Consider the following 18880-nt stretch of genomic DNA (forward strand, 5'->3'; position numbering starts at 1 on the left):
GCTCACCTTTATGCTTGAGGGGCTGGAATTGGACATTCTACCCAACACCAGTTGAAATTCCATACTGAGAATTGCTGTAGAGTGATGTAGAGATTGGTAATGGGTAATAGCAACAGGGTAAAATAATGAAAAAAAAATTTGTGTTATTGGTCTGTTTGCTAATTACTGCTGCATTGGGCGGTAGATTTGGCGAAGTCTCGATCGCAAGTCCAGCGATCGATCGCAGCCATATTCTGTCTGCAGATATTGCAGATCCCGCAGCGGACTTGTCCAGCCTAGTCCTGACTTTACAAGACCTCCCCCCAGGTTTTACAGAGATGTCATCTGACTATGTGGCAAGTTTAAGAAATCAACTCAGCCAGGGTCGTCAATTTAAGCCAGCCAGCATCTTTGCGTACCAAAAAATCGATAATAGCAAGCTGTTTGAACTCCAATTGCTGATAGGATTTACAGTGCAACTGTCAGAGCCAACCCTACAAGCTATGTTCGATCGAGCAAGCGGTGAAGGGCTTTTTGCAAAAGCATTCTCTCAAGGTTTAAACGATAACAAGGAATTGCAGTTCAATCCTCCCGCCACTTTAACTTTGCAAGACAAGATTGGCGAGGTATCGGCTGGGTGGAGAAGTCAAGGAAAAGTAGAAAATATACCCATGAATTGCGATCTGGCGCTGTTTCGACGGGGGCAAATAGGGGTTGTTATGGCAACTATATATCTCGACGGCACTAAACCGACTATTACGATTAGCGAAGCAGGGCGCAAATTCGACAGCCGGATGATGGAATTGAGACCTGATTTAACTCAACCGCAATAAGTGGGTGCTGCAAGCTGTAAAAAAATCATTTTTCTACCCGCAGATCACACTCAGATTAGTTACACTACAAAAACTCCTGCACAAATAGCCGATAAACTGGGTTTTTCTGGTATCAGTACCGATGGAGATGACCAGAGATTTTAGTAGAGCTAACCCCGCTTCTGCGTCCAGGAATGATATCATGTCTGTTGAATTGCCCGTTATAAAATTTTGTCGCCCGGTTGGGGCTGGTTTATATTGTGGATGTGAATTACAGATTGTTGGTGAAACCTCCCCAAGAAGTATTGTGGTTAATTTACCGGACATGATATGACTGATAAGAAAGAGCTTTGTTTCCTCTAAATTATACCGAAATACCTATGTCTGTCTCTGTTTCCCTGCAAAACGCCTGTAAGATTTACAACAAAATCCCCGTTGTCAATGACCTTTCGTTCACGATTGAAGCCGGAGAAATGTTCGGGCTTCTAGGCCCCAACGGTGCCGGAAAATCCACCACAATTCGGATGCTGACTACCCTGACTAAGCCCAGCAGCGGTCAAATCCAGGTAGCTGGATTTGACGTGATGCGGCAAAGCTTGCAAGTGAAACAGTGCATAGGCGTCGTGCTCCAACAAATCAGCGTTGATAATGAGCTTTCAGTATGGGAAAATATGGAGTTTCACGGGCGGATGCACCACATCCCAAACCCCAAACGGCAACAGTTAATTAAACAGTGGTTGGGATATGTAGAATTAGCTGAAAGGCGAGACGACTTAGTAAAAACTTTGTCGGGAGGAATGAAGCGGAGGTTGCAAATTGCCCGAGCACTTTTGCACGAGCCGCAAATCTTATTTTTGGACGAACCGACTGTAGGGTTAGACCCGCAAACGCGGCGCCGATTGTGGGAAATTATTTTAGACTTGAACAAGCAGGGAATGACAATGCTGTTAACAACGCATTATATGGATGAGGTAGAGTATTTGTGCGATCGCATCGGCATTATGGACGGCGGCAAGTTAATTCAACTAGGAACGTTGGCTCAACTGCGGCAACAACACGGTCAAGGGTTAGTGATGAAACAAATAGGCGATCGCTGGGAATACAAGTTTTTCCCTACTCTGGAAGAAGCTAATTTATATCTGGATGCCAAAGATGATAAGACAGGGATGATGGTTCGTCCTTCTAATTTAGAGGATATTTTTGTAGAACTGACTGGCCGACAGTTAGATTGATTAATGGCTAATTGCTAATAGCAGTCCTGCGATTTTAGATTTTAGATTTTAGATTTTAGATTTTAGATTGCCCAAGTGGCGATTAAAACAGTAATTTTTATAATCAAAAATCCCAGGAGTAAAATCAAAAACTGAAAACAGAAATAGTTTTGTTTTTTTGATAAACAACCGACACTATCAATCTTTTGTGTAATGAGAATGTTTTTTACGAATTGCTTTGATTCACAATCCCGAAGTCACGGATAGACGGATAGTTGGTTTTTTGCTGATTTCTTCTTCTTTCTGCACCCTTGACTTATTCCCTCAACATCCATCCGTTAAATTCCGTACACTGGTCGTTTCCGAACTTTAACGTCCCAATTCCTAATTACTAATTCCCAAATGACTCGCTTAGCCACAACGATAGAAGCCATACTTTACCTAAAAGGTCAGCCAGTTTCAATAGCAGAGATTACCGAGATTGCCAAGTGCGATCGAGCCGAGGCCGAAGACGCCATCATCGAACTCATGTCTGACTCATCCCGCCGCGAGAGTGCATTAGAAGTCGTTGAAACCCCTACGGGATACAGCCTGCAACTCAGAGAAGAGTTTGCCAGTTTAATGCAAACTTTAATACCTCCAGAATTAGGTGTTGGAGCTTTGCGGACGCTGGCGGCGATCGCCCTCAAAGGTGGCATCGCTCAGCCAGACTTAGTTAACTTGCGAGGTTCCGGAGCTTACCAACAAGTGCAGGAACTTGTAGAAATGGGTTTCGTCCGCAAACGGCGGCCGACTGAGGGGCGATCGTATTGGTTGCAAGTTACCGATAAATTTCATCGGTACTTTCAAGTAGACCAACTGCCAAAACAATTGCAAATTGACTTTCAGGCAAATTTGTACCCAAGCAAAGACGAGTAGTTTAAAGTAGAATGTAACAAGCCAGAAATTAAGAATCGCCAAATGGTTTTTCACCCTGACTTTGACAGTTCCAATGCCCAACAAACCGCAGTCAATCCACTGCTCAAGTACCTCCAACACCAATCCCCGGAGGTTCTAGCCCGCATCGCCAAGTCCGCCAGCCCAGAAATCAGAGAAATTATCTCTCATAACGTTCAAGGACTTGTCGGCGTCTTGCCTTCAGAAAATTTTAACGTCGAAATTACCACAGACCGCGAAAACTTAGCAGGTTTGCTAGCTTCAGCGATGATGACAGGCTATTTTCTCAGACAAATGGAGCAGAGGATGCACCTAGAAGAAAATTTAGCAAGCACCAGCTCGATTCAACCAAACTCTCCCAAAGACAAGTAAAAAGATCGACGGGTTGGGGAAGCCAGAAAGATGAAAGTTGTTCAAAAAAATCAATAATCCTGGACGCACAGGGAATTAAAAAACCGGGTTTTTAACCGGATATCCCTCGCGCTACACCGAGGATTTTGGTGAAAAAACCCGGTTGCTGCGTCTAGGACTATAAAGCATCAAATTCATCTTCCATCCTCCACCCTTGCAAGTAATACCAATTTCAAAAAAGAATGCTACTGTAGATAAGCTCCAAATCCTTATCCAGTAAGTCATTCTTAATTCTTTAATCGGGCGTTGCTGATTTAGGGTATGAATGGCTAAATATGCAAGTCAGAGAAACCAGTATCCACAAAACTTTGGGATTTTCAAGTTATTTTTTTCATACCCTAATTAAGCGACGCCTTTAATCGAAAATCGAAAATGGTATTACCCACCGGCGAGGCTACCCGATAGGGGAAAAGCACCCGGACGTACTGTAATTTTCTGAACTTCACCCAAACGGTTAATTTCTACTTCTAGTTCTTTGCCCACAACAGTGCTTTCCACCCGTTCTTGCACGTCCCCGGGAGTGTTCACCGCAATTCCGTCCACTTTTTGAATGACATCTCCGGCGCGCAAGTCCGCTTTTTGAGCGGGGGAATTTTCCACGACTCGCGTCACGGCTACGCCTCGATCGAGGGTAATTTTATTATTATCGAGCTGTTTGTTGAGTTCTGCCTTGGTGGCTTCAGTCAAGCTGACCATTTGAATGCCGAGATAGGGATGTTCGGCTTTACCTTTGGCGAATAACTGATCTGAAACTCGTTTGGCGGTTTCGATCGGAATTGCAAATCCCAAGCCCTGAGCGTCCGCGCGGATAGCGGTATTGATGCCAATTACTTCGCCTTGGTCGTTGAGCAGCGGGCCGCCAGAATTGCCGGGGTTGATGGCGGCGTCGGTTTGGATGAAGCGGACTCGCTTGTCGGGGATGCCGACTTGAGAACTCGATCGACCCGTAGCGCTGATAATGCCCACAGTCACGGTATTGTCCAGACCTAAAGGATTGCCGATCGCGATCGCCCACTGTCCCGGTACAATATTGTCCGATCGGCCCAAAGCCACCTGCGGCAGTTCCTTAGCATTAATCTTAACCACAGCGACATCCGTCAGCGGATCGACTCCCTGCACCTTACCCTCAAACTCGCGGCCGTCTTTGAGCGTCACCTTGACAGTATCCGTCCCGGAGACAACGTGAGCATTAGTAACGATGCGGCCGTCAGGAGTGAGAATAAACCCCGAACCCGTACCTCTCTTGACTCGTTCTTCCGGCTGCGGCAAATTTTCCCCAAAAAACCGACGAAACAAAGGATTTTTGAATGCTTCGGGGACTTGATTCGCCACCTTGCTCGATGCGTCAATCCGCACTACAGCAGGGCCTACTTTTTCGGCTGCTTCAGCAATAAAATTGGGATTGCTGCGATCGACCGGCCGATTTTCCAGAACTGGAGGAGACGCATAGGGGGGGATTTGCTGGCGCACTACTGGCAAAACCAATCCGGTTTCCAGATTGTTTGAGCCTTGCAGATAGCGATTCCCCAACCATCCCACGCCTCCCCCGATCGACAGCAAAGTCAAATAAAGGGTCGTTTGCTTAAAAGATAAACTCATTTAATAACTCCCGCTAAATACTTCATCCCCGCAGACACGTTCCGAATCAAGCATTTTTGTCTTGGCGACGGGAAGGAAGCGGGGCGGGGCGTACCGCTTCCTCAAGAACATAGCTGTTAACAGGCAGGCGCTGGTGGGCATCACAGGCAATTTTGCCGGATTTGCCAAGAGCGACTCAAACTAATAATTCTCATCCTAACTTGGCTTAGCCTGGGATTTACAGTCTGGGGGGCGGCTAGAGCTTCCAAATATGCCGTTTCACTCGACTCAAAAATTGTCAATTGTCCGAAATGAATACTTTTTTTTCTAGATTATGAGGTTTAAACGGTTATTTCTGCTGATTTCTGCACTACTTTGGTCGATCGCACCCGTTGGGAAAACGGCGGCAAATACCGAGATCCCACCTGCAAATCTTCCTTCAGGTAGACCTCTAGAAAACCCCGACCCCGCCCGCGATTGCCCGAGTCCGGCTATGTCTCGGTTGCGCCGCCACACTGCGGCGCAGGGCGAAACGATAGAAAGCATCGCGCGGCAGTACAATGTGATTCCTGCGGCGCTGATCGGGATAAATCCGATGTTGCGGGGAGGTCGAGTGTCTGCCGGAAGTGCGATCGTCATTCCTCCGTTCAGTGGCATCGAGGTAGAAGTACCTGCGGGCTGGAATTGGCAAAAACTGGCAGAAGCTTACAAAGTGCGCGCAGATTTGTTATTTGAGGCGAATGGGTGCAGGCCTTTGGGACAAACCGTGTTTGTGCCTGCGGTGAATAGGTCGATCGGGCCTTATGCAAATCCCGATGCAACGCCATCGGTGCAAGGATTTCCGCTACCCGCCACAGCGGTTGAAGCTTTGCGTTACGGGCGGCAATTGCATCCGGTGAACCGCGAATTTTTTTTCCACAGCGGCGTAGATTTTTTGGCGTCGGAGGGTACGCAGGTTTTGGCGGTGGGCGAGGGGACTGTCGCCTTTGCCGGGCCGCAGGGAGATTACGGGAATTTGGTGGTGGTCAACCATCAAGCGGGGAAGCAAACGCGCTACGCTCATTTGAAAGATATTGCGGTAAAAGTCGGTCAAAAAGTGCAGTCTGGAGAAGTTTTGGGAACTGTCGGGATGACGGGAAAACGGGACATTTCGCCATCTCATTTGCATTTTGAAGTTCGCTACAATTCGGGTTTGGGTTGGGTTGCTGAAGACCCGCTGCTTTATTTGCAAGCGACTGTTAAAAAATAGGAAGGGCGGTTGAAGAAGCTCTTCAACCGCCAATATCTTTTTGTATGGCATAATTTAGCAAAAGCCCGTGACGAGATTTGAACTCGTGACTTCCTCCTTACCAAGGAGGTACTCTACCACTGAGTTACACGGGCATAAAAAATTAATAATGTTAAATAAAGTTTTTAACTTTTTATTTTTAACTTTTTATTTTTATTTAAATTGTGGTGGGCCGGGCTGGATTTGAACCAGCGTAGGCGTAGCCAGCGGATTTACAGTCCGCCCCCATTAACCGCTCGGGCACCGACCCATTTGTACCCACAGTTAAACATCCTAGCAGCTTCTTCTTTTTTTGAAACATTATATTTAAAACTCTAATCATTAAGTTGAGAACACATAAGTCAGTTAGTGGCAAAAAAATAAAATACTGTTTAAAGTGCGCATTGCTAAGTCTAGGCTTGGTGTCCGCCCGGAGCACCGGAAGTCTAGACTTAACCCAAATCCCTAATTCACTAATTCCCCGGTTTCTTGCAGGGAGTGCAGGCGGCGGTAAATGCCTCGTTGATTCAAGAGTTCGTCGTGACTGCCAACTTCGACGCTAAGTCTAGGCTTGGTGCCCGCCCGGAGCACCCGAAGTCTAGACTTAGCCCAAATCCCTAATTCACTAATTCCCCGGTTTCTTGCAGGGAGTGTAGGCGGCGGTAAATGCCTCGTTGATTCAAGAGTTCGTCGTGACTGCCAACTTCGACGATTCTACCGCCGTCGAGTACGACGATCGCATCGGCTTCGCGAATTGTACTCAGTCTGTGGGCAATAATTATGGTGGTGCGCGTACCGAGAATATTCTGCATGGCTACCTGGATCGATCGCTCGCTTTCATAGTCCAAACTAGAAGTAGCCTCATCAAAAATTAACACATCCGGCTCCACCAACAGCGCCCTTGCAATCCCCAGCCGCTGCCGCTGACCGCCGGACAACCGCATTCCTCTCTCCCCGACCACGGTATAGTAACCTTGGGGCAACAGCCGCACAAAATCGTCTACTTTGGCGATGCGACAAGCATCCTCAACTTGCTCGAAAGTTGCGTTTCTGTTTCCGTAAGTCAAATTTTCCAGCAAAGTACCGTTAAAAACGTCTACTTCTTGGTGAACAATGGCTAAACGCTGGCGGTAGCGAGTCACGTCTAAGCTGCGAATGTCTTCGCCGTCGATCAAAATGCGACCGGAGTTGGGTTCAAAGTAGCGAAACAGGAGTTTAACTAAAGTCGATTTCCCGGAACCCGATCGCCCGACTAATGCTATGGTTTGACGGGGATGAATCAATAAATTCACATCCTGCAAAACGGGTTTTTGACTGTCGTACCCAAAGGTCAAACCGCTGAGTTCAACTTTGCCGGTAAATTTATAAGGTGGCTGTGCCGATCGAGCATTTTCTGCTAAATTAACCGCATCAACACCGTCTGGCGTTTGCATAAACTCGTGGAACCGGATCATTGAAGAATAACGGCGCGCCAATAATTCGGCGATAATGCTAATTGGACGCAGTTGGGAATATGCCATGCTTGCCAACGTGTAGACAGTAACAAAATATCCGAGGGATATTTGACCTCCTACGGTTGCTGCTAGGCTAAAACCGAGAACTGAAAACAAACACAACTGCACGATTGTCTGCTGGTATGTCCCCAGGGTGACGTATCCTTTGTGAATGCGGTGGATCACGACTTTTAATTCGCGATCGAGTCTGGTTGTTTGCCTTTTGAGTTCATCGCTTTCTGTCGCAAAAGCTTTGACTGTTTTGATGTTGGTGATAATTTCCGAGTTGCGGCTTTCGGTATCTTCGATGTATTCATCGAGAATTTCTTCTCGCGCAGTCACCCCTTGCAGGCCTTTGAGGGTGAAACTGAGGATAAATAGGAATGAAACCAAAATTAATAAGCCAATCCGCCACTCAATTAAGCAGATAACGGCAAAAATGCCGATTAAGCGGACGACTTCGGGGATGAATTCGCCGGCAATTTCTGGATAAGTCCAAGTGTGGTTGGCGATGCCTTTGGCGATGCGGCTGGCAATGCGTCCGGCGTTGTTTTCGTCGTAAAATTCTAGGGGTAAGGTGAGGATTTTGCCGATCGCACCTCTCATTCGATCGCGCCTTGCCCTCAACGGTATCACCCAGTGAAACCAATTTCCCAGCCAAGGCTGTACCGGTGCTTTGACGACTGTTACCAGAAAAATTATGCCCAGCAAGACGGATAGCGATAATATTTTGTTGGGTGACTGCTGGGTAACAGAGGCGATCGCTGTTATCAGTTTTTGGGTTACTGTATCTGTAGGTTGACCCGACAATACGTTTAATATTTGACCGATCGCGTAGGGAACAAGCAAATCGGCTAGTGCCAAAACGCTGGAGGCGCCTATGCTGTAAACCGATATTTTCCAGTCGCGACTGTAGTATTTGAAGATGTCCTGAAAGCTTGCCATAAATTTTTGTTGAGATACAACCCTTGCAAACACTTGAGTCTAAAACTGCGATCTCTGCGTATTTGTTTACAACTGTACTACAAAAGTAGTAGATAGGGGAGTCATTTTGGATCATGCTAGCGACTCGCCCGATCGGGTGATTTATGGCAATAGTTCGATCGTCAGCCATCGCTCCGCAGTCTTTACCAAGAAACTCAAGACTAAGGGCAAAAAAATGCAGAAGGCAGAATTTTTCTTAAATTCTGCCTTCTGAGCAATGCCTTATAAGTTTTACGTTTGAGTAGTCTTTTAGCTGAAGGTGTAGGCTGATTGCAGCGCCCACCAGATCAAGAAGCCGATTCCGCCGGCAATGACGATCGCCGAAATGGCGATCGCTATAGGACTGTCAGCTCCCTTGAACTTCATGATTCCGCGATTTAAATCTGACATGGCAGTGTTCTCCCACAATTCCAGCTTGATTGTAGCTTTGCCGTCGGCGGATGGCGGTCACTCTTCACGGCAATTACTGATTTGGTTCATAATCTGGCTGCTGCAATGTCAGGTGGGCAGTAGCTTTGGGGGGTTGTTACTGGGTTTGATAAAAAAAATTACTAAAAAGACTTGACAGATTTTCAGAATTAAGAGAGTATTGTTAATACCGCAGGAAATGCGGGTGTAGCTCAGTGGTAGAGCGTCACCTTGCCAAGGTGAATGTCGCGCGTTCGAATCGCGTCACCCGCTTTAGAAAATAAAAAAATCAAAAACCGGAAAGTATAGCAGGAAAGTCTTAGGTATACTCCTAAGGATGGTTGAAAATACCTAAGTTAGTGGTAAATTGGAGTAGAAAACTTGCAAGTCACAATTGCCGCTCGGGGGATATCTGAGAACAGGTAGTTGAAAACCTGATTGGGGCAGAATTGACAAGTTTGATTAAGTGGATAGGTTAACGATTATTTTTGCAAAAACGCTTTTTTTATTCGATCGCTCGTGCCATCTCAAAAAGCTCCCAAGATTGACTTAAACGATGAGTACCCCTGCCCTTGTCGGCGGCGGGGTCGTCTCGTGCCCATAACGTTGACAGAAGCCTTTGGCTGCAACCGCTGTCAGCAAATATTTGTATTAGAGGAAAGCGGACACGTCATCGAGCAACTATCAACAAACTATCCTTACAAGCAGGCTTGGCGGTGGACGGGTCACCAATGGAACAGAGCGCATCCGGGTTTGAAGGCGCATTACTTGCCACTGGCTTTGGGTATGATATTGGTGCCTCTAGTGATTTGGTTGCCCTTGGCGCTGCACTCCCCGGGCCCGAATATTATTCTGTGGGCAATGGTCGCCGTGCTGCTAGCAATGCTGCCGGCGCTGATGGTATGGCTGGCTTACAGGCGTTAGCTAGATGATAATAGAGGATTTTACCCATTCATCAGATGGAGCAAATGTCGCCCGCCGGGCTTATCAAGCTTCTTTGGAGTTGGCTGCGGCAAAGAGTACGGCTCGCGCGGCAGCTTTGCAGGCGATGGCGCGATCGCTCAAAGGTAGGCAAAATGAAATTTTAGAAGCAAATACTCTGGATCTAGAAGCGAGTCGGGACATGGCGATTCCAGACTTGATTGTGGATTGGCTGAAGCTGACGCCAGAACGGATCAAGACAACTGTGCAAATTCTGGAACGGTTGGGGCAAATGCCAGATCCGATCGGTCGGGTGATCAATGCTTCTTATCAGGTCGATCGGTGTCAGGTTTACTGTCAGTCGCTGCCGCTGGGGGCGATCGCTCTAATTTACGAGGCGTTTCCCGAGTTGGGGGCGATCGCAGCCGGTTTGTGTCTCAAAAGCGCTAACAGTTTGATTCTCAAAGGCGGTAGCGAAAGCTGGCAAACTAATGCTGTAATTGGAGAAGCTTTGATGTCGGCGATCGATGAAGTCGGTTTGCCGTCAGGATGTTTGCAGGTACTGCCGCCGGATCGGGGGGCTTCGATCCGAGAATTGGTCACTCAAGACCAATATCTCAATTTAATTATTCCCTACGGCAGGCCGAGTTTGGTGCAGCAGGTTGTCAGGTTGTGCACGGCACCCGTTTTGAGGTCGGCAATGGGCAATTGTTACCTTTATTGGTCGCCGACTGGCAGTTTGGAGATGGCAAGGTGGATGATTTTGGACAGCCATCAAAGCGTGCCCGATCCTGTTAACGCGATCGAGAAAGTGCTGATCGATCGCAACCAAAAGCCTTCTTCCTTAGTCAGGCTGTGGAACACTTTAAAAGAAAAAGGCTTTCAAATTAGCGCCGATGCGGATCTCGTCGCAGATTTCCCCGACTTAAAGCTGGCGGAACCGTACGAGTGGACTCAACCTTATTTAAACAAAACCATAGCGTTTAAAGTTGTCGATAGTTTAGAGATTGCGATCGGCTGGATCAACCGCTACAGCAGCGGCCACGCTGACTGCATCGCCACTGAATCTTACTTAGAAAGTCGCCAATTTGCTCTGGATGTTAACAGTGCCTCAACTTTTATTAATGCTTCACCTCGGTTTTGGCGTTATCAAAATCGGGGAGATGCGATATTTTTGGGAATGTCTAACCAAAAAGGTTATCGTCGGGGATTGATCGGGTTAGATACGCTGACGACAATTAAAGAAATTGTTCAAGGTAACGGACTTTTTTAATCTTATAGGTTATTTAGGATGGGTTATTGAAATATTAAACCGAACTGAAAAGTGGGAGAGTATTATCGATAGGTAAGCATTTAATAGTTGTTCCAACATTATCTTTATACGATACAATAATATCTTGGTACAACAATCAGGTAGCCTTGATCTAAAGCAATTTGATCGCAAGCTCCCAGATAGCCTGTGTGGGTTCACTCTAAAATCGGGTACTGGCTCTAATTAAATTTAGAAACCTATTAAGTCCCCTGAAAATCCTCTTAGCGAGCACATGAAATCAGAAAAATCACTCAATACTCTAGACAAGACGGCAACGCTGACTTTAGGCGAAGAAACGCTAATTCCCCACTCAGTATACGCTAAGAAATTGCGCCCACTTCTGCCATCAGAAGCATTTAAACCAGATTCTAGTAAGTTGGTTATACTGTTCATTAATATGGGTATTTTGCTACTGGGTTGGGGAATTGCCGCTCGTCTAGATCATTGGCCTGTATATCTTTTAGGGCTTTATTTACCTTTAGCTTTGATTATGGGTAATAGTGTAATAGCTTTATCATTTATCTCCCATGATTTCATGCACGGTAGTGTGCAGAAAAAGTCTCGCCTGACTGATATCATTAGTTTTCTAGGGTTCGCAATGTTGTTTATGCCCCCGACTCAGTGGAAATCTCTTCATAACATTGTACATCACAGTCAAACAAATTCTTTAGGAGATCCCGATCGCAATTACCTTTACCAACAGCCCAATACTTGGGGAAAATGGATTCAAAATTTCTTTGTACCATCTCTTGACTTCAATCCATTTTGGTTCTTCATAGTAGGGATGGGAGGCTCGTGGTTATTTCATAATTTTTCTAACCTCTCTTCGATCCTGTTGTTTAACAATAAGTCTGTTGATTATGTGCCGGCTGCTTTTACAGTAAGTGAGCGGGATAGGTGGACAATTGCCCTGGAGTTTGTCGGAATTTTATGCTTACATTTTAGCATTTTATTTTATTTAGGCTTTCATCCGCTAAAACTCGCTTTTGGCTATTTTCTCCCCCTAGCCATTGGTCATTCAGGAATCATGTTTTATATCTACACGAATCATCTGATTTGCCGGATGACAAGTGTGAATGACCCGCTGATCAATAGTCTTTCAATACGGGTTCCTAAAATCTTCGATCTGTTGCATTTCAATTTTTCCTATCACACGGAGCATCATATTTTCCCTAGTCTTAACTCAGACTATTACCCTTTGGTTCAAGAGTTGATACAAATTCACTATCCTGGGCGGATGAATTTACTTGATGCTGGTGAAGCTTGGAAATTATTAATTGAAACTCCTCGGCATTACAAAGATGAAGTTACCTTAACTGATTATTTAGGGAAAACCTCGGTAAATTGCCCTCTTGATAATTCTGCTGTAACGCCTTTGCCATAGCTAAATACACCCGTTACTCTCACAAGTTCCCCCCAGACTACAACTAGAAACCGACGCTAACGACCAATACAGAGTAAGGTGTGCAGTGCACACCTTACTTTGAGATATTGTGCTGAATTTTTAATTCTACATACTGATGCTATTTAGCACCAACGAAGGTTTGAGAGAAAAGTAAGGGATTACTCGTTTTTGATTGTTGGCATCAATCTTCTGTTCAGCCATATTCAAATTTTGTTGGAACTGGCTGGCTAAAAGTTCGATCGGCGTTCCCTCAAAAACTTCCTCGAAGCTCATCCGGTAGAGTTCTCGGAAAGATTTATCGTAATAACCCAAACGGTCATATCGATAAGCTGACAAAATAAACAGAATTTGCAGTTGGTCAGCCGCTCGTTTGTACGGAGGAAGCAACCGTAAAATATCCTTTTCCGTAATCACTTCTAGATTACCAGAAGCAGTAATTCTAGGAATGTCCCGGTAGGCTGCCAAGGGCATATTGGCAGCAAAACTCATGTATTCATACTGGGGAAAATTGACGGCTGAATGTTGGGGGCCGCAGGTAAAAATTATAGTTGTGACAATTTCAATTAATTGTTCAACTGTGTTGATGTGGTCTGGCATTCCTTTGACTTTACCGCCTTGGGGAGAGGCTAATTCTTTTGCCCAGGTTTGCAGTTCCACATCTTGTGCGATCGCCCCTAGAGTCGGGTAAAAGAAGTTGAGATAGCCCGATACAAAGGTTTGGATCGCATTCCACAGCAGCAATCCATCATCTCGGTAAGGATAGTGAGGCAGTTGATTGGGGTCATCCATTCCCCGATTTTTCAGTTCAGCGGGTAAGGCAAATTCATCAAGACTCCACGTACTGTAAGCCTCTCTACTTATTTCTATTGTCTCTGCCAAGGTGCCAGCTAGCAATTCATCGACGGGCCCGCCGGGAGCGATCAAATAAGAACGCGCCAGATCGTTGTTGGTCAACATAAAGCGAAAGTGCGGTTTCAGCAACAGGCTCAGCGGGTGATTTTGGGCTAACTGTCGCGCGGTGACGATCGCGATTGGTTCCATCACCAAATGAGTTCGAGCTAAATGCGAGCTCATTTCATGGTGATTGGCATCTGCTACTTGCACGCAGAGTTTCGCAAACAGCCAATCGACAGGAGGATCGAATGGGGTGTAGACGTGGCTATTTGGCGTCGGATCTAGTTGAATGGCAATAGGCGTCATTTCACCGCGATCGCGGACTCCCGTCCACCGCCAAGCGAAAAAAGCCCGCGGTTTCGGCAAGTATTTTCTGCCTTTTTCATAGGTTCCGCCTCCTATTTTCGCAGGCGCGCGATAGTGTTGGTCAGTACCCGTGTAATCGGCAATGTAAATGTTTTTTTGCTGCAACTCTTGGCCCAGATCGAATAATGGGTGCAAACTGGAAAGACCCGCCAGTGTTTGTGCGCGAGGATCGCTCGCATCTAAGAGGCGAAGCACCATCGGATTTGCTCCAGACAGGCGCTGTTCTGCAAAAGAGCGATCGGTTTGGTAGATTTTGGCAACAGCAGGTAGCTGCAGCAGAGTAAAGAAATCTTCATAGTCTTGGAGCTCGTCGAGAGGATCGAGAAAAGTTCTCGCATCGGCTGCCAGCATATTTGCTGGAAGTTCCGATGTTGCTAATATCCGTTCTGCAATATACTTGCTCGAAAAATTCTCGACTGGTGGCACATCTTTCAATAATGCCAAAGGTGATAAACTGTCATAGTCAAACTGATAAGCTTTTTGCTGACGATTCAAGGAATCGCGGCGCTGTTCTTGGTTCGGATCGTCTTGAGGAAGAGAAGGTTTCATATTGTCTACCATTGTATAAATCAACCCTTTTTTTGTAGTAAAATATCGGATATCATCACTACCGATAGGGGATGGAATTTAAAAAGTATTGCGCGCCTAGGATCGCGCTTGATATATTCATTCTTCGCCGATCAATAATCTAATTCCGGACTTTTTTAAACTCAAACAAATTTTTCAACAGAAGGCAACACTTCTCGATCGCCCTAAACCTACATAGAACGGTTTCATTTTCCCGATAAGTAGCTCGCACTTGAGAACCCCGACTTCTTTGAGAAGTCGGGGTTCGGGGTGTTAGGTTGTTTGAGCTTGGTCTACTGATTAGCGGTTAGGCACGAACCATTAAATATTGGCCATTGCCGTTGTATTCGCCGTCGCAACTCGCGAAATTAGACACAAACCAAATCAAGTAAAACCGCCAGATGCGACGAAATTTAGCATAGTCCATGCCGTAGTCTAAATCTTTGACTATTGCCTGAGAATCGTCAAAGTTTTTCAGCCACGTAGCTAAGGTTGTAGAGTAATTGTGTCCGTTGAGATACCATGTTTTAATGGTTTTGAGGTCTTTGTTGTGGCTGGGAACGGCATCATATTTCCAGTAACGACCGTGGGGAAAAATGTATTTGTGGGTGAAAACGCTGGATATATTGTTGGGAATGCGAACTGTGATGATGTGAATAAAAACTTTGCCATTATCGTTCAGAAAAGATGCCAGCTTTTGGAAAGCTTTCGTTAAATTGCCTACATGACAAAAAACTCCGACGGAGAGAATTTTGTCAAATTTTGTCTCAAATTGGACCTCGTTCAAATCTCCTTCATATAGGGTAAATCGACCGGAACTAAGGTAGCTTTCTGGGTCTTGCATCTTCTGACGCATATACTCGCATTGGTGGTGGCTGAGGTTAATCCCGGTAAAGGTGACATTGGGGAATTTGGAAAGAATGTAATTGGGAACGCAACCCCAACCGCAGCCAAAGTCTAAAATATTGTCGCCATCCTGAATCTCTAGCTTTTCAATCACATCATCAATCATCTGCATTTGCGATTGTTCAAGGTTGGCGGCTCCTTTTTCCCACAATCCCATGCTGTATTTAGGATAAATGAGTTTGCTGTCGCCTAACATCGGATTCAGCATGGCTTGAGGCAAGTCGTACTGAATTTTCATTAAATCCCGGGGTCCTTCGGCGGTACGATCTGTTTCTGTCAGTACCCATTCGTAGGCCGTAAGCAGAGAGGGAAAGTACCGAAATAATACGGGCATACAGGTATCAAAAAGCGATCGCAATACAGAATCCGGTACTTCTAAGCCGTTGATATAAGACTCTGCTACTGCCATGTGGGCCGCGTTAACTGCACTGACTGCGAGGCGGGTTGCTCCGTAGGCGATCGGACTTTTGGTATGGATATTTCCCACGATGGGAATGTGCTTTTCGATGTTTTGTAGGGCTGTTGATGAACTCATGGTTATACTGGTTTTAAAGATGCTGCTATTCTATCTCACGAAAATTAGCTGGTTGTTAGAGAGCCAAAAAGCTGAAACTATTGCCAAGTAAGGTTTGCACAGCAAAACTCCGAAAAATCCTCAAAATATATGGCTGTTGAGGGGGATTTGATAACGGATTTATAGGGTTTTGGGCGAACTTAATTTTATTAAGAATTATGTCAGCCAATTTTAGATTTTAGATTTTAGATTTCAGATTAACTCCACAGCTTGAATGCGGTATTTTCACGGTGCGATGGCGATTTTAGTGCTCAGTTATACCATTTTAGATGTGAGAATTGGCAATGACTGATGAGCTAAGAGTTGGACTATTGCCTAGAGTTGCATTCTTTTTTTAAACTGGTGTCAGTTGGCCGCTCGATGTGACGCAACGAGAAGCAAATGCCGATCGCGACTTATAGTTAAGGAATCAGGGGATACAGAAAAATGCCGAGAAACCGGGTTTGCATACAGGTTCGCTGCAATAACAGATGTCCGCGAGATTCCTCGCTAATTAGCTAGACGCGCCACATATGCCACAGATTCACTATCTACCGGACGATCGCACGATCGAGGTAGACGACGACAATATAATTCTCGAAGCTTCCCTGCGTGCGGGCATTCCGCACACCCACATCTGCGGCGGTAGCGGCCGGTGTTCGACTTGCCGGGTATTGATTGTCGAAGGTTTGGAATTTTGCTCTCCGCGCACTTCGCCGGAAGAGGAACTTGCCAAAAAATTGGGTTTAGAACCGGAAATTAGGCTGGCTTGTCAGACGCACATTGCTGGCGGCAAGGTGATTTTGCGCCGATTGGCGATCGATTCTGAAGACTTGGAATCATTTACCGACCAAATGGCGGGAAAGTCAATTTCTCCTCCTGTCGGACAAGAGAAAAAAATTGCGATTTTGTTTGCGGATATTCGAGGATTTACGCCGTTTGCAGAATCGCTGCTGCCTTACGACGTAATCTATGTTTTAAATCGCTATTTCCAAAAAATGGGTTTTGCGATCAATCGGAATGGCGGGATGATTAATAATTATATGGGTGACGGTTTAATGGCGCTGTTTGGGTTGGAAAATCCCGACAAGGCTGCGGAACAAGCAGTAAGGGCTGGGGTGGAGATGCTAGAGGAACTAGAGAAACTCAATCCCTATTTTGAAAATTTGTACCGTCACCGATTGCGGATTGGGATTGGCATTCACTGCGGCTGGGTGGTTGTGGGGAATTTGGGGGCGTCTAAAAATCAGACAGTGACGGCGATCGGAGATGCGGTGAATTTGGCCAGCCGGATCGAAGCTGCTAATAAGCAAATAGGAACAAGTTTGCTGATTTCCGAGGAGACTTATCAGGAAGTGAAGGAATTGGCGATCGTCGATCGGCGCGTATCCGTGCCAATTCCGGGTAAAAGTGGCGAATATCCGCTGTATGAAGTAGTCGGGATGCCGCCGCTGCCTGTGGAAATCGAAGAAGTTTCTGAGGTAATGGAAGGTTCTATTTGGCAAAGTTTTGTCAAGAAATTGTGGGCTTTGGATGCTGCGGTGTACAATTGGATTAAGAAAATTTGGATTCAAATTATAAAACTATAGAGGAACTTTTTTGAGTTTTGTTATTCACTCGATAAGATGAATATTCCTCAGTCAATTGTCCGCATTTTTATAATGCTCCCGAACGGTCAGATAGTCGCACAACTGCGAGATAATATTCCAGGTATTGCAAGCCAAGGAATGCTTTCTACTTTTGGTGGTGGCGTGGACATTGGAGAAAGTCCACAGCAAGCAGCAGTGCGAGAATTGGAGGAAGAAACTAGCCTAAAAAACGATTGCAACATTGCATTTATCACAACTTTTATTTACAGAAAAAACCACAATCCAAAATTTATCCAAAAAAATCACCTATTTTTGGCAAAAGTTAGCAATATTGAAAAAATAGAAATCAAAGAAGGTGTGGGTTTTGTAGTTTTGAGAAAAGATGTCGATTTTGAGAAAGTCAATGCTGGGGAGGGTACTCAAATGGCTTGGAAATTGTTGCAAGAATATTTAAAATCAAATAACCTGTCTATGTAGGGTACGCAGTGCGTAGCTTAAACCATAGATAGACAGTGAAAAAAATACTCTCTTGCGTAATACCAATTTAATATGAAGCTGCATAGAATAAAGCTTCCAGAATGAAAGTGTAAGAAGATAGTGAACTCATTTCTTCAGGTGTGATTTGTTGCAGAACCTGATCCAATCGTTCGCGCAATTCCTTAAGAGTCAGAAACACTTCTCCCTTGAATTGTTGTTTGATAAATTGCCACACTCGTTCAATGGGATTGAGTTCAGGGCTATGGGCTGGTTGACTTGCCGGGAATCAAGTTATCAGGCCAGTGCAGAGCACTGGTCACATGAGCCCCCGCCTGGTCAACTTGAATTAGTGCGATGTCATCTCCGAGTTGATGTGAGAGGGCATCAATAAACTCCTGAAATCTTTGAGTATTGAGGCGATCGTATTCTTGACAAAAATGCCAGCCGCTCAAAGGTTCGACCACCCCGTAGAGCCAAAAATTGTCACGTTTCCAGAGTACCGGTGCGTGAGGTTTCACTCCAAACGCCATAATCACTTTCCCTGTTTCTGTTTTAAGTCCCAAGCGGGTCTCGTCTTGACACAAGTAACGCAGCCGTTGTCCCTTTCCAAACAAGCGTTGATAGCTCAACAGGGCTGGGGCGATGTTTTTTTAAAACGCTGATCGGCATTGGGTTCTTGCTTCGCGCTTTTGGGGCGTGGCACTTTTAATTTAGCTTTAAGTCGATAGTGTACCCAATAGACCTCTTGCGAAAGTGCGATCGTTCTAGGTAAAATAAAAGAAAAAATGAGCTTAATAATATGAATTACGAA

Annotated in this window: 18 protein-coding genes, 3 tRNA genes and 1 pseudogene; 12 read left to right on the forward strand and 10 right to left on the reverse strand. The window is 45.5% G+C overall.

Annotated features, from left to right (window positions below; translation table 11 throughout):
* The first annotated feature begins 125 nt into the window (after nt 1-125).
* The 4 genes from QUA13_RS27150 (at nt 126) to QUA13_RS27165 (ending at nt 3310) form a co-directional block, all read left to right on the forward strand.
* Entirely contained in the window at nt 126-812 is a 687-nt protein-coding gene (locus tag QUA13_RS27150) for a hypothetical protein (RefSeq protein ID WP_333203555.1), read from the forward strand.
* Nucleotides 813-1171: 359 nt separating this feature from the next.
* Entirely contained in the window at nt 1172-2023 is an 852-nt protein-coding gene (locus QUA13_RS27155; protein ID WP_333203557.1) for an ABC transporter ATP-binding protein, read from the forward strand.
* Between the two features lie 381 nt (nt 2024-2404).
* Nucleotides 2405-2920 carry an SMC-Scp complex subunit ScpB gene (gene scpB / locus QUA13_RS27160; RefSeq protein WP_333191152.1) on the forward strand — a complete coding sequence of 172 codons (516 nt, stop codon included), beginning with the start codon at nt 2405-2407 and terminating at the stop codon, nt 2918-2920.
* Between the two features lie 42 nt (nt 2921-2962).
* Entirely contained in the window at nt 2963-3310 is a 348-nt protein-coding gene (locus QUA13_RS27165) for a DUF760 domain-containing protein (protein WP_172188992.1), read from the forward strand.
* Between the two features lie 417 nt (nt 3311-3727).
* Here QUA13_RS27165 and QUA13_RS27170 read toward each other — a convergent pair whose 3' ends face one another.
* A complete protein-coding gene (locus tag QUA13_RS27170; protein WP_333203559.1) occupies nt 3728-4948 on the reverse strand; it encodes an HhoA/HhoB/HtrA family serine endopeptidase in 1221 nt (406 codons plus the stop codon).
* A gap of 313 nt (nt 4949-5261) precedes the next feature.
* On the opposite strand from QUA13_RS27170, the gene QUA13_RS27175 reads away from it, so the two are divergent.
* Nucleotides 5262-6176, forward strand: a complete 915-nt coding sequence (locus tag QUA13_RS27175; protein ID WP_333203561.1) for a M23 family metallopeptidase — start codon at nt 5262-5264, stop codon at nt 6174-6176.
* A 62-nt stretch (nt 6177-6238) separates the two neighbouring features.
* On the opposite strand, the gene QUA13_RS27180 is transcribed toward QUA13_RS27175, so the two are convergent.
* The 3 genes from QUA13_RS27180 to QUA13_RS27190 all read right to left on the reverse strand — a co-directional run bounded on the left by QUA13_RS27180 (nt 6239) and on the right by QUA13_RS27190 (nt 8632).
* A tRNA-Thr gene (locus QUA13_RS27180) sits at nt 6239-6310 on the reverse strand.
* 70 nt (nt 6311-6380) lie between these two features.
* Nucleotides 6381-6465, reverse strand: a tRNA-Tyr gene (locus tag QUA13_RS27185).
* 346 nt (nt 6466-6811) lie between these two features.
* Entirely contained in the window at nt 6812-8632 is a 1821-nt protein-coding gene (locus QUA13_RS27190; protein ID WP_333203563.1) for an ABC transporter ATP-binding protein, read from the reverse strand.
* 106 nt (nt 8633-8738) lie between these two features.
* Between QUA13_RS27190 and QUA13_RS27195 the strand changes: the two genes are divergently transcribed.
* On the forward strand, nt 8739-8885 hold the full coding sequence (locus tag QUA13_RS27195) for a hypothetical protein (protein WP_333203565.1): 147 nt from the start codon (nt 8739-8741) through the stop codon (nt 8883-8885).
* 35 nt (nt 8886-8920) lie between these two features.
* On the opposite strand, the gene QUA13_RS27200 is transcribed toward QUA13_RS27195, so the two are convergent.
* The gene (locus QUA13_RS27200) at nt 8921-9061 is read right to left on the reverse strand and encodes a hypothetical protein (RefSeq protein ID WP_172188980.1); all 141 of its coding nucleotides are present in this window, start codon (nt 9059-9061) and stop codon (nt 8921-8923) included.
* Nucleotides 9062-9280: 219 nt separating this feature from the next.
* On the opposite strand from QUA13_RS27200, the gene QUA13_RS27205 reads away from it, so the two are divergent.
* The 4 genes from QUA13_RS27205 to QUA13_RS27220 all read left to right on the forward strand — a co-directional run bounded on the left by QUA13_RS27205 (nt 9281) and on the right by QUA13_RS27220 (nt 12696).
* Nucleotides 9281-9352, forward strand: a tRNA-Gly gene (locus tag QUA13_RS27205).
* Between the two features lie 246 nt (nt 9353-9598).
* Nucleotides 9599-10003: a hypothetical protein gene (locus tag QUA13_RS27210; RefSeq protein ID WP_172188978.1), complete on the forward strand. Its 405-nt coding sequence runs from the start codon at nt 9599-9601 to the stop codon at nt 10001-10003.
* A gap of 4 nt (nt 10004-10007) precedes the next feature.
* On the forward strand, nt 10008-11273 hold the full coding sequence (locus QUA13_RS27215) for a glutamate-5-semialdehyde dehydrogenase (RefSeq protein ID WP_172188976.1): 1266 nt from the start codon (nt 10008-10010) through the stop codon (nt 11271-11273).
* Nucleotides 11274-11544: 271 nt separating this feature from the next.
* Nucleotides 11545-12696 carry a fatty acid desaturase gene (locus tag QUA13_RS27220; protein ID WP_333203567.1) on the forward strand — a complete coding sequence of 384 codons (1152 nt, stop codon included), beginning with the start codon at nt 11545-11547 and terminating at the stop codon, nt 12694-12696.
* Nucleotides 12697-12822: 126 nt separating this feature from the next.
* Here QUA13_RS27220 and QUA13_RS27225 read toward each other — a convergent pair whose 3' ends face one another.
* Together QUA13_RS27225 and QUA13_RS27230 are read right to left on the reverse strand one after the other, a co-directional pair.
* A complete protein-coding gene (locus QUA13_RS27225; protein ID WP_333203569.1) occupies nt 12823-14526 on the reverse strand; it encodes a lipoxygenase family protein in 1704 nt (567 codons plus the stop codon).
* A 325-nt stretch (nt 14527-14851) separates the two neighbouring features.
* Nucleotides 14852-15985 carry a class I SAM-dependent methyltransferase gene (locus QUA13_RS27230; protein ID WP_333203571.1) on the reverse strand — a complete coding sequence of 378 codons (1134 nt, stop codon included), beginning with the start codon at nt 15983-15985 and terminating at the stop codon, nt 14852-14854.
* A 551-nt stretch (nt 15986-16536) separates the two neighbouring features.
* Here QUA13_RS27230 and QUA13_RS27235 point away from each other — a divergent pair.
* Both QUA13_RS27235 and QUA13_RS27240 read left to right on the forward strand, forming a co-directional pair.
* On the forward strand, nt 16537-17592 hold the full coding sequence (locus QUA13_RS27235) for an adenylate/guanylate cyclase domain-containing protein (protein ID WP_333203573.1): 1056 nt from the start codon (nt 16537-16539) through the stop codon (nt 17590-17592).
* Between the two features lie 36 nt (nt 17593-17628).
* On the forward strand, nt 17629-18069 hold the full coding sequence (locus QUA13_RS27240; protein ID WP_333203575.1) for an NUDIX domain-containing protein: 441 nt from the start codon (nt 17629-17631) through the stop codon (nt 18067-18069).
* Between the two features lie 67 nt (nt 18070-18136).
* On the opposite strand, the gene QUA13_RS32885 is transcribed toward QUA13_RS27240, so the two are convergent.
* The 3 genes and pseudogenes from QUA13_RS32885 to QUA13_RS27250 form a co-directional block, all read right to left on the reverse strand.
* Nucleotides 18137-18304, reverse strand: a complete 168-nt coding sequence (locus tag QUA13_RS32885; protein WP_445242751.1) for a hypothetical protein — start codon at nt 18302-18304, stop codon at nt 18137-18139.
* A gap of 25 nt (nt 18305-18329) precedes the next feature.
* Nucleotides 18330-18698, reverse strand: coding sequence for a transposase (locus tag QUA13_RS27245; RefSeq protein WP_333203577.1), 369 nt, complete (start codon nt 18696-18698; stop codon nt 18330-18332).
* A pseudogene (locus tag QUA13_RS27250) lies at nt 18695-18880 on the reverse strand (hypothetical protein); the annotation flags it as partial. The gene QUA13_RS27245 and the pseudogene QUA13_RS27250, both read right to left, overlap by 4 nt.

The sequence above is a fragment of the Microcoleus sp. S28C3 genome, assembly GCF_036700785.1.
Classification (GTDB): Bacteria; Cyanobacteriota; Cyanobacteriia; order Cyanobacteriales; family Microcoleaceae; genus Microcoleus; species Microcoleus asticus.

What these genes read in the sequence shown, in the direction of transcription:
- QUA13_RS27155 (WP_333203557.1), top strand. Translation starts at nt 1,172, where the DNA reads ATGTCTGTCTCTGTTTCCCTGCAAAACGCCTGTAAGATTTACAACAAA.
- QUA13_RS27240 (WP_333203575.1), top strand. Translation starts at nt 17,629, where the DNA reads ATGAATATTCCTCAGTCAATTGTCCGCATTTTTATAATGCTCCCGAAC.
- scpB (WP_333191152.1), top strand. Translation starts at nt 2,405, where the DNA reads ATGACTCGCTTAGCCACAACGATAGAAGCCATACTTTACCTAAAAGGT.
- QUA13_RS27175 (WP_333203561.1), top strand. Translation starts at nt 5,262, where the DNA reads ATGAGGTTTAAACGGTTATTTCTGCTGATTTCTGCACTACTTTGGTCG.
- QUA13_RS27220 (WP_333203567.1), top strand. Translation starts at nt 11,545, where the DNA reads ATGAAATCAGAAAAATCACTCAATACTCTAGACAAGACGGCAACGCTG.
- QUA13_RS27165 (WP_172188992.1), top strand. Translation starts at nt 2,963, where the DNA reads ATGGTTTTTCACCCTGACTTTGACAGTTCCAATGCCCAACAAACCGCA.
- QUA13_RS27170 (WP_333203559.1), bottom strand. Translation starts at nt 4,948, where the DNA reads ATGAGTTTATCTTTTAAGCAAACGACCCTTTATTTGACTTTGCTGTCG.
- QUA13_RS27235 (WP_333203573.1), top strand. Translation starts at nt 16,537, where the DNA reads ATGCCACAGATTCACTATCTACCGGACGATCGCACGATCGAGGTAGAC.
- QUA13_RS27190 (WP_333203563.1), bottom strand. Translation starts at nt 8,632, where the DNA reads ATGGCAAGCTTTCAGGACATCTTCAAATACTACAGTCGCGACTGGAAA.
- QUA13_RS27225 (WP_333203569.1), bottom strand. Translation starts at nt 14,526, where the DNA reads ATGAAACCTTCTCTTCCTCAAGACGATCCGAACCAAGAACAGCGCCGC.
- QUA13_RS27215 (WP_172188976.1), top strand. Translation starts at nt 10,008, where the DNA reads ATGATAATAGAGGATTTTACCCATTCATCAGATGGAGCAAATGTCGCC.
- QUA13_RS27230 (WP_333203571.1), bottom strand. Translation starts at nt 15,985, where the DNA reads ATGAGTTCATCAACAGCCCTACAAAACATCGAAAAGCACATTCCCATC.
- QUA13_RS27150 (WP_333203555.1), top strand. Translation starts at nt 126, where the DNA reads ATGAAAAAAAAATTTGTGTTATTGGTCTGTTTGCTAATTACTGCTGCA.
- QUA13_RS27200 (WP_172188980.1), bottom strand. Translation starts at nt 9,061, where the DNA reads ATGTCAGATTTAAATCGCGGAATCATGAAGTTCAAGGGAGCTGACAGT.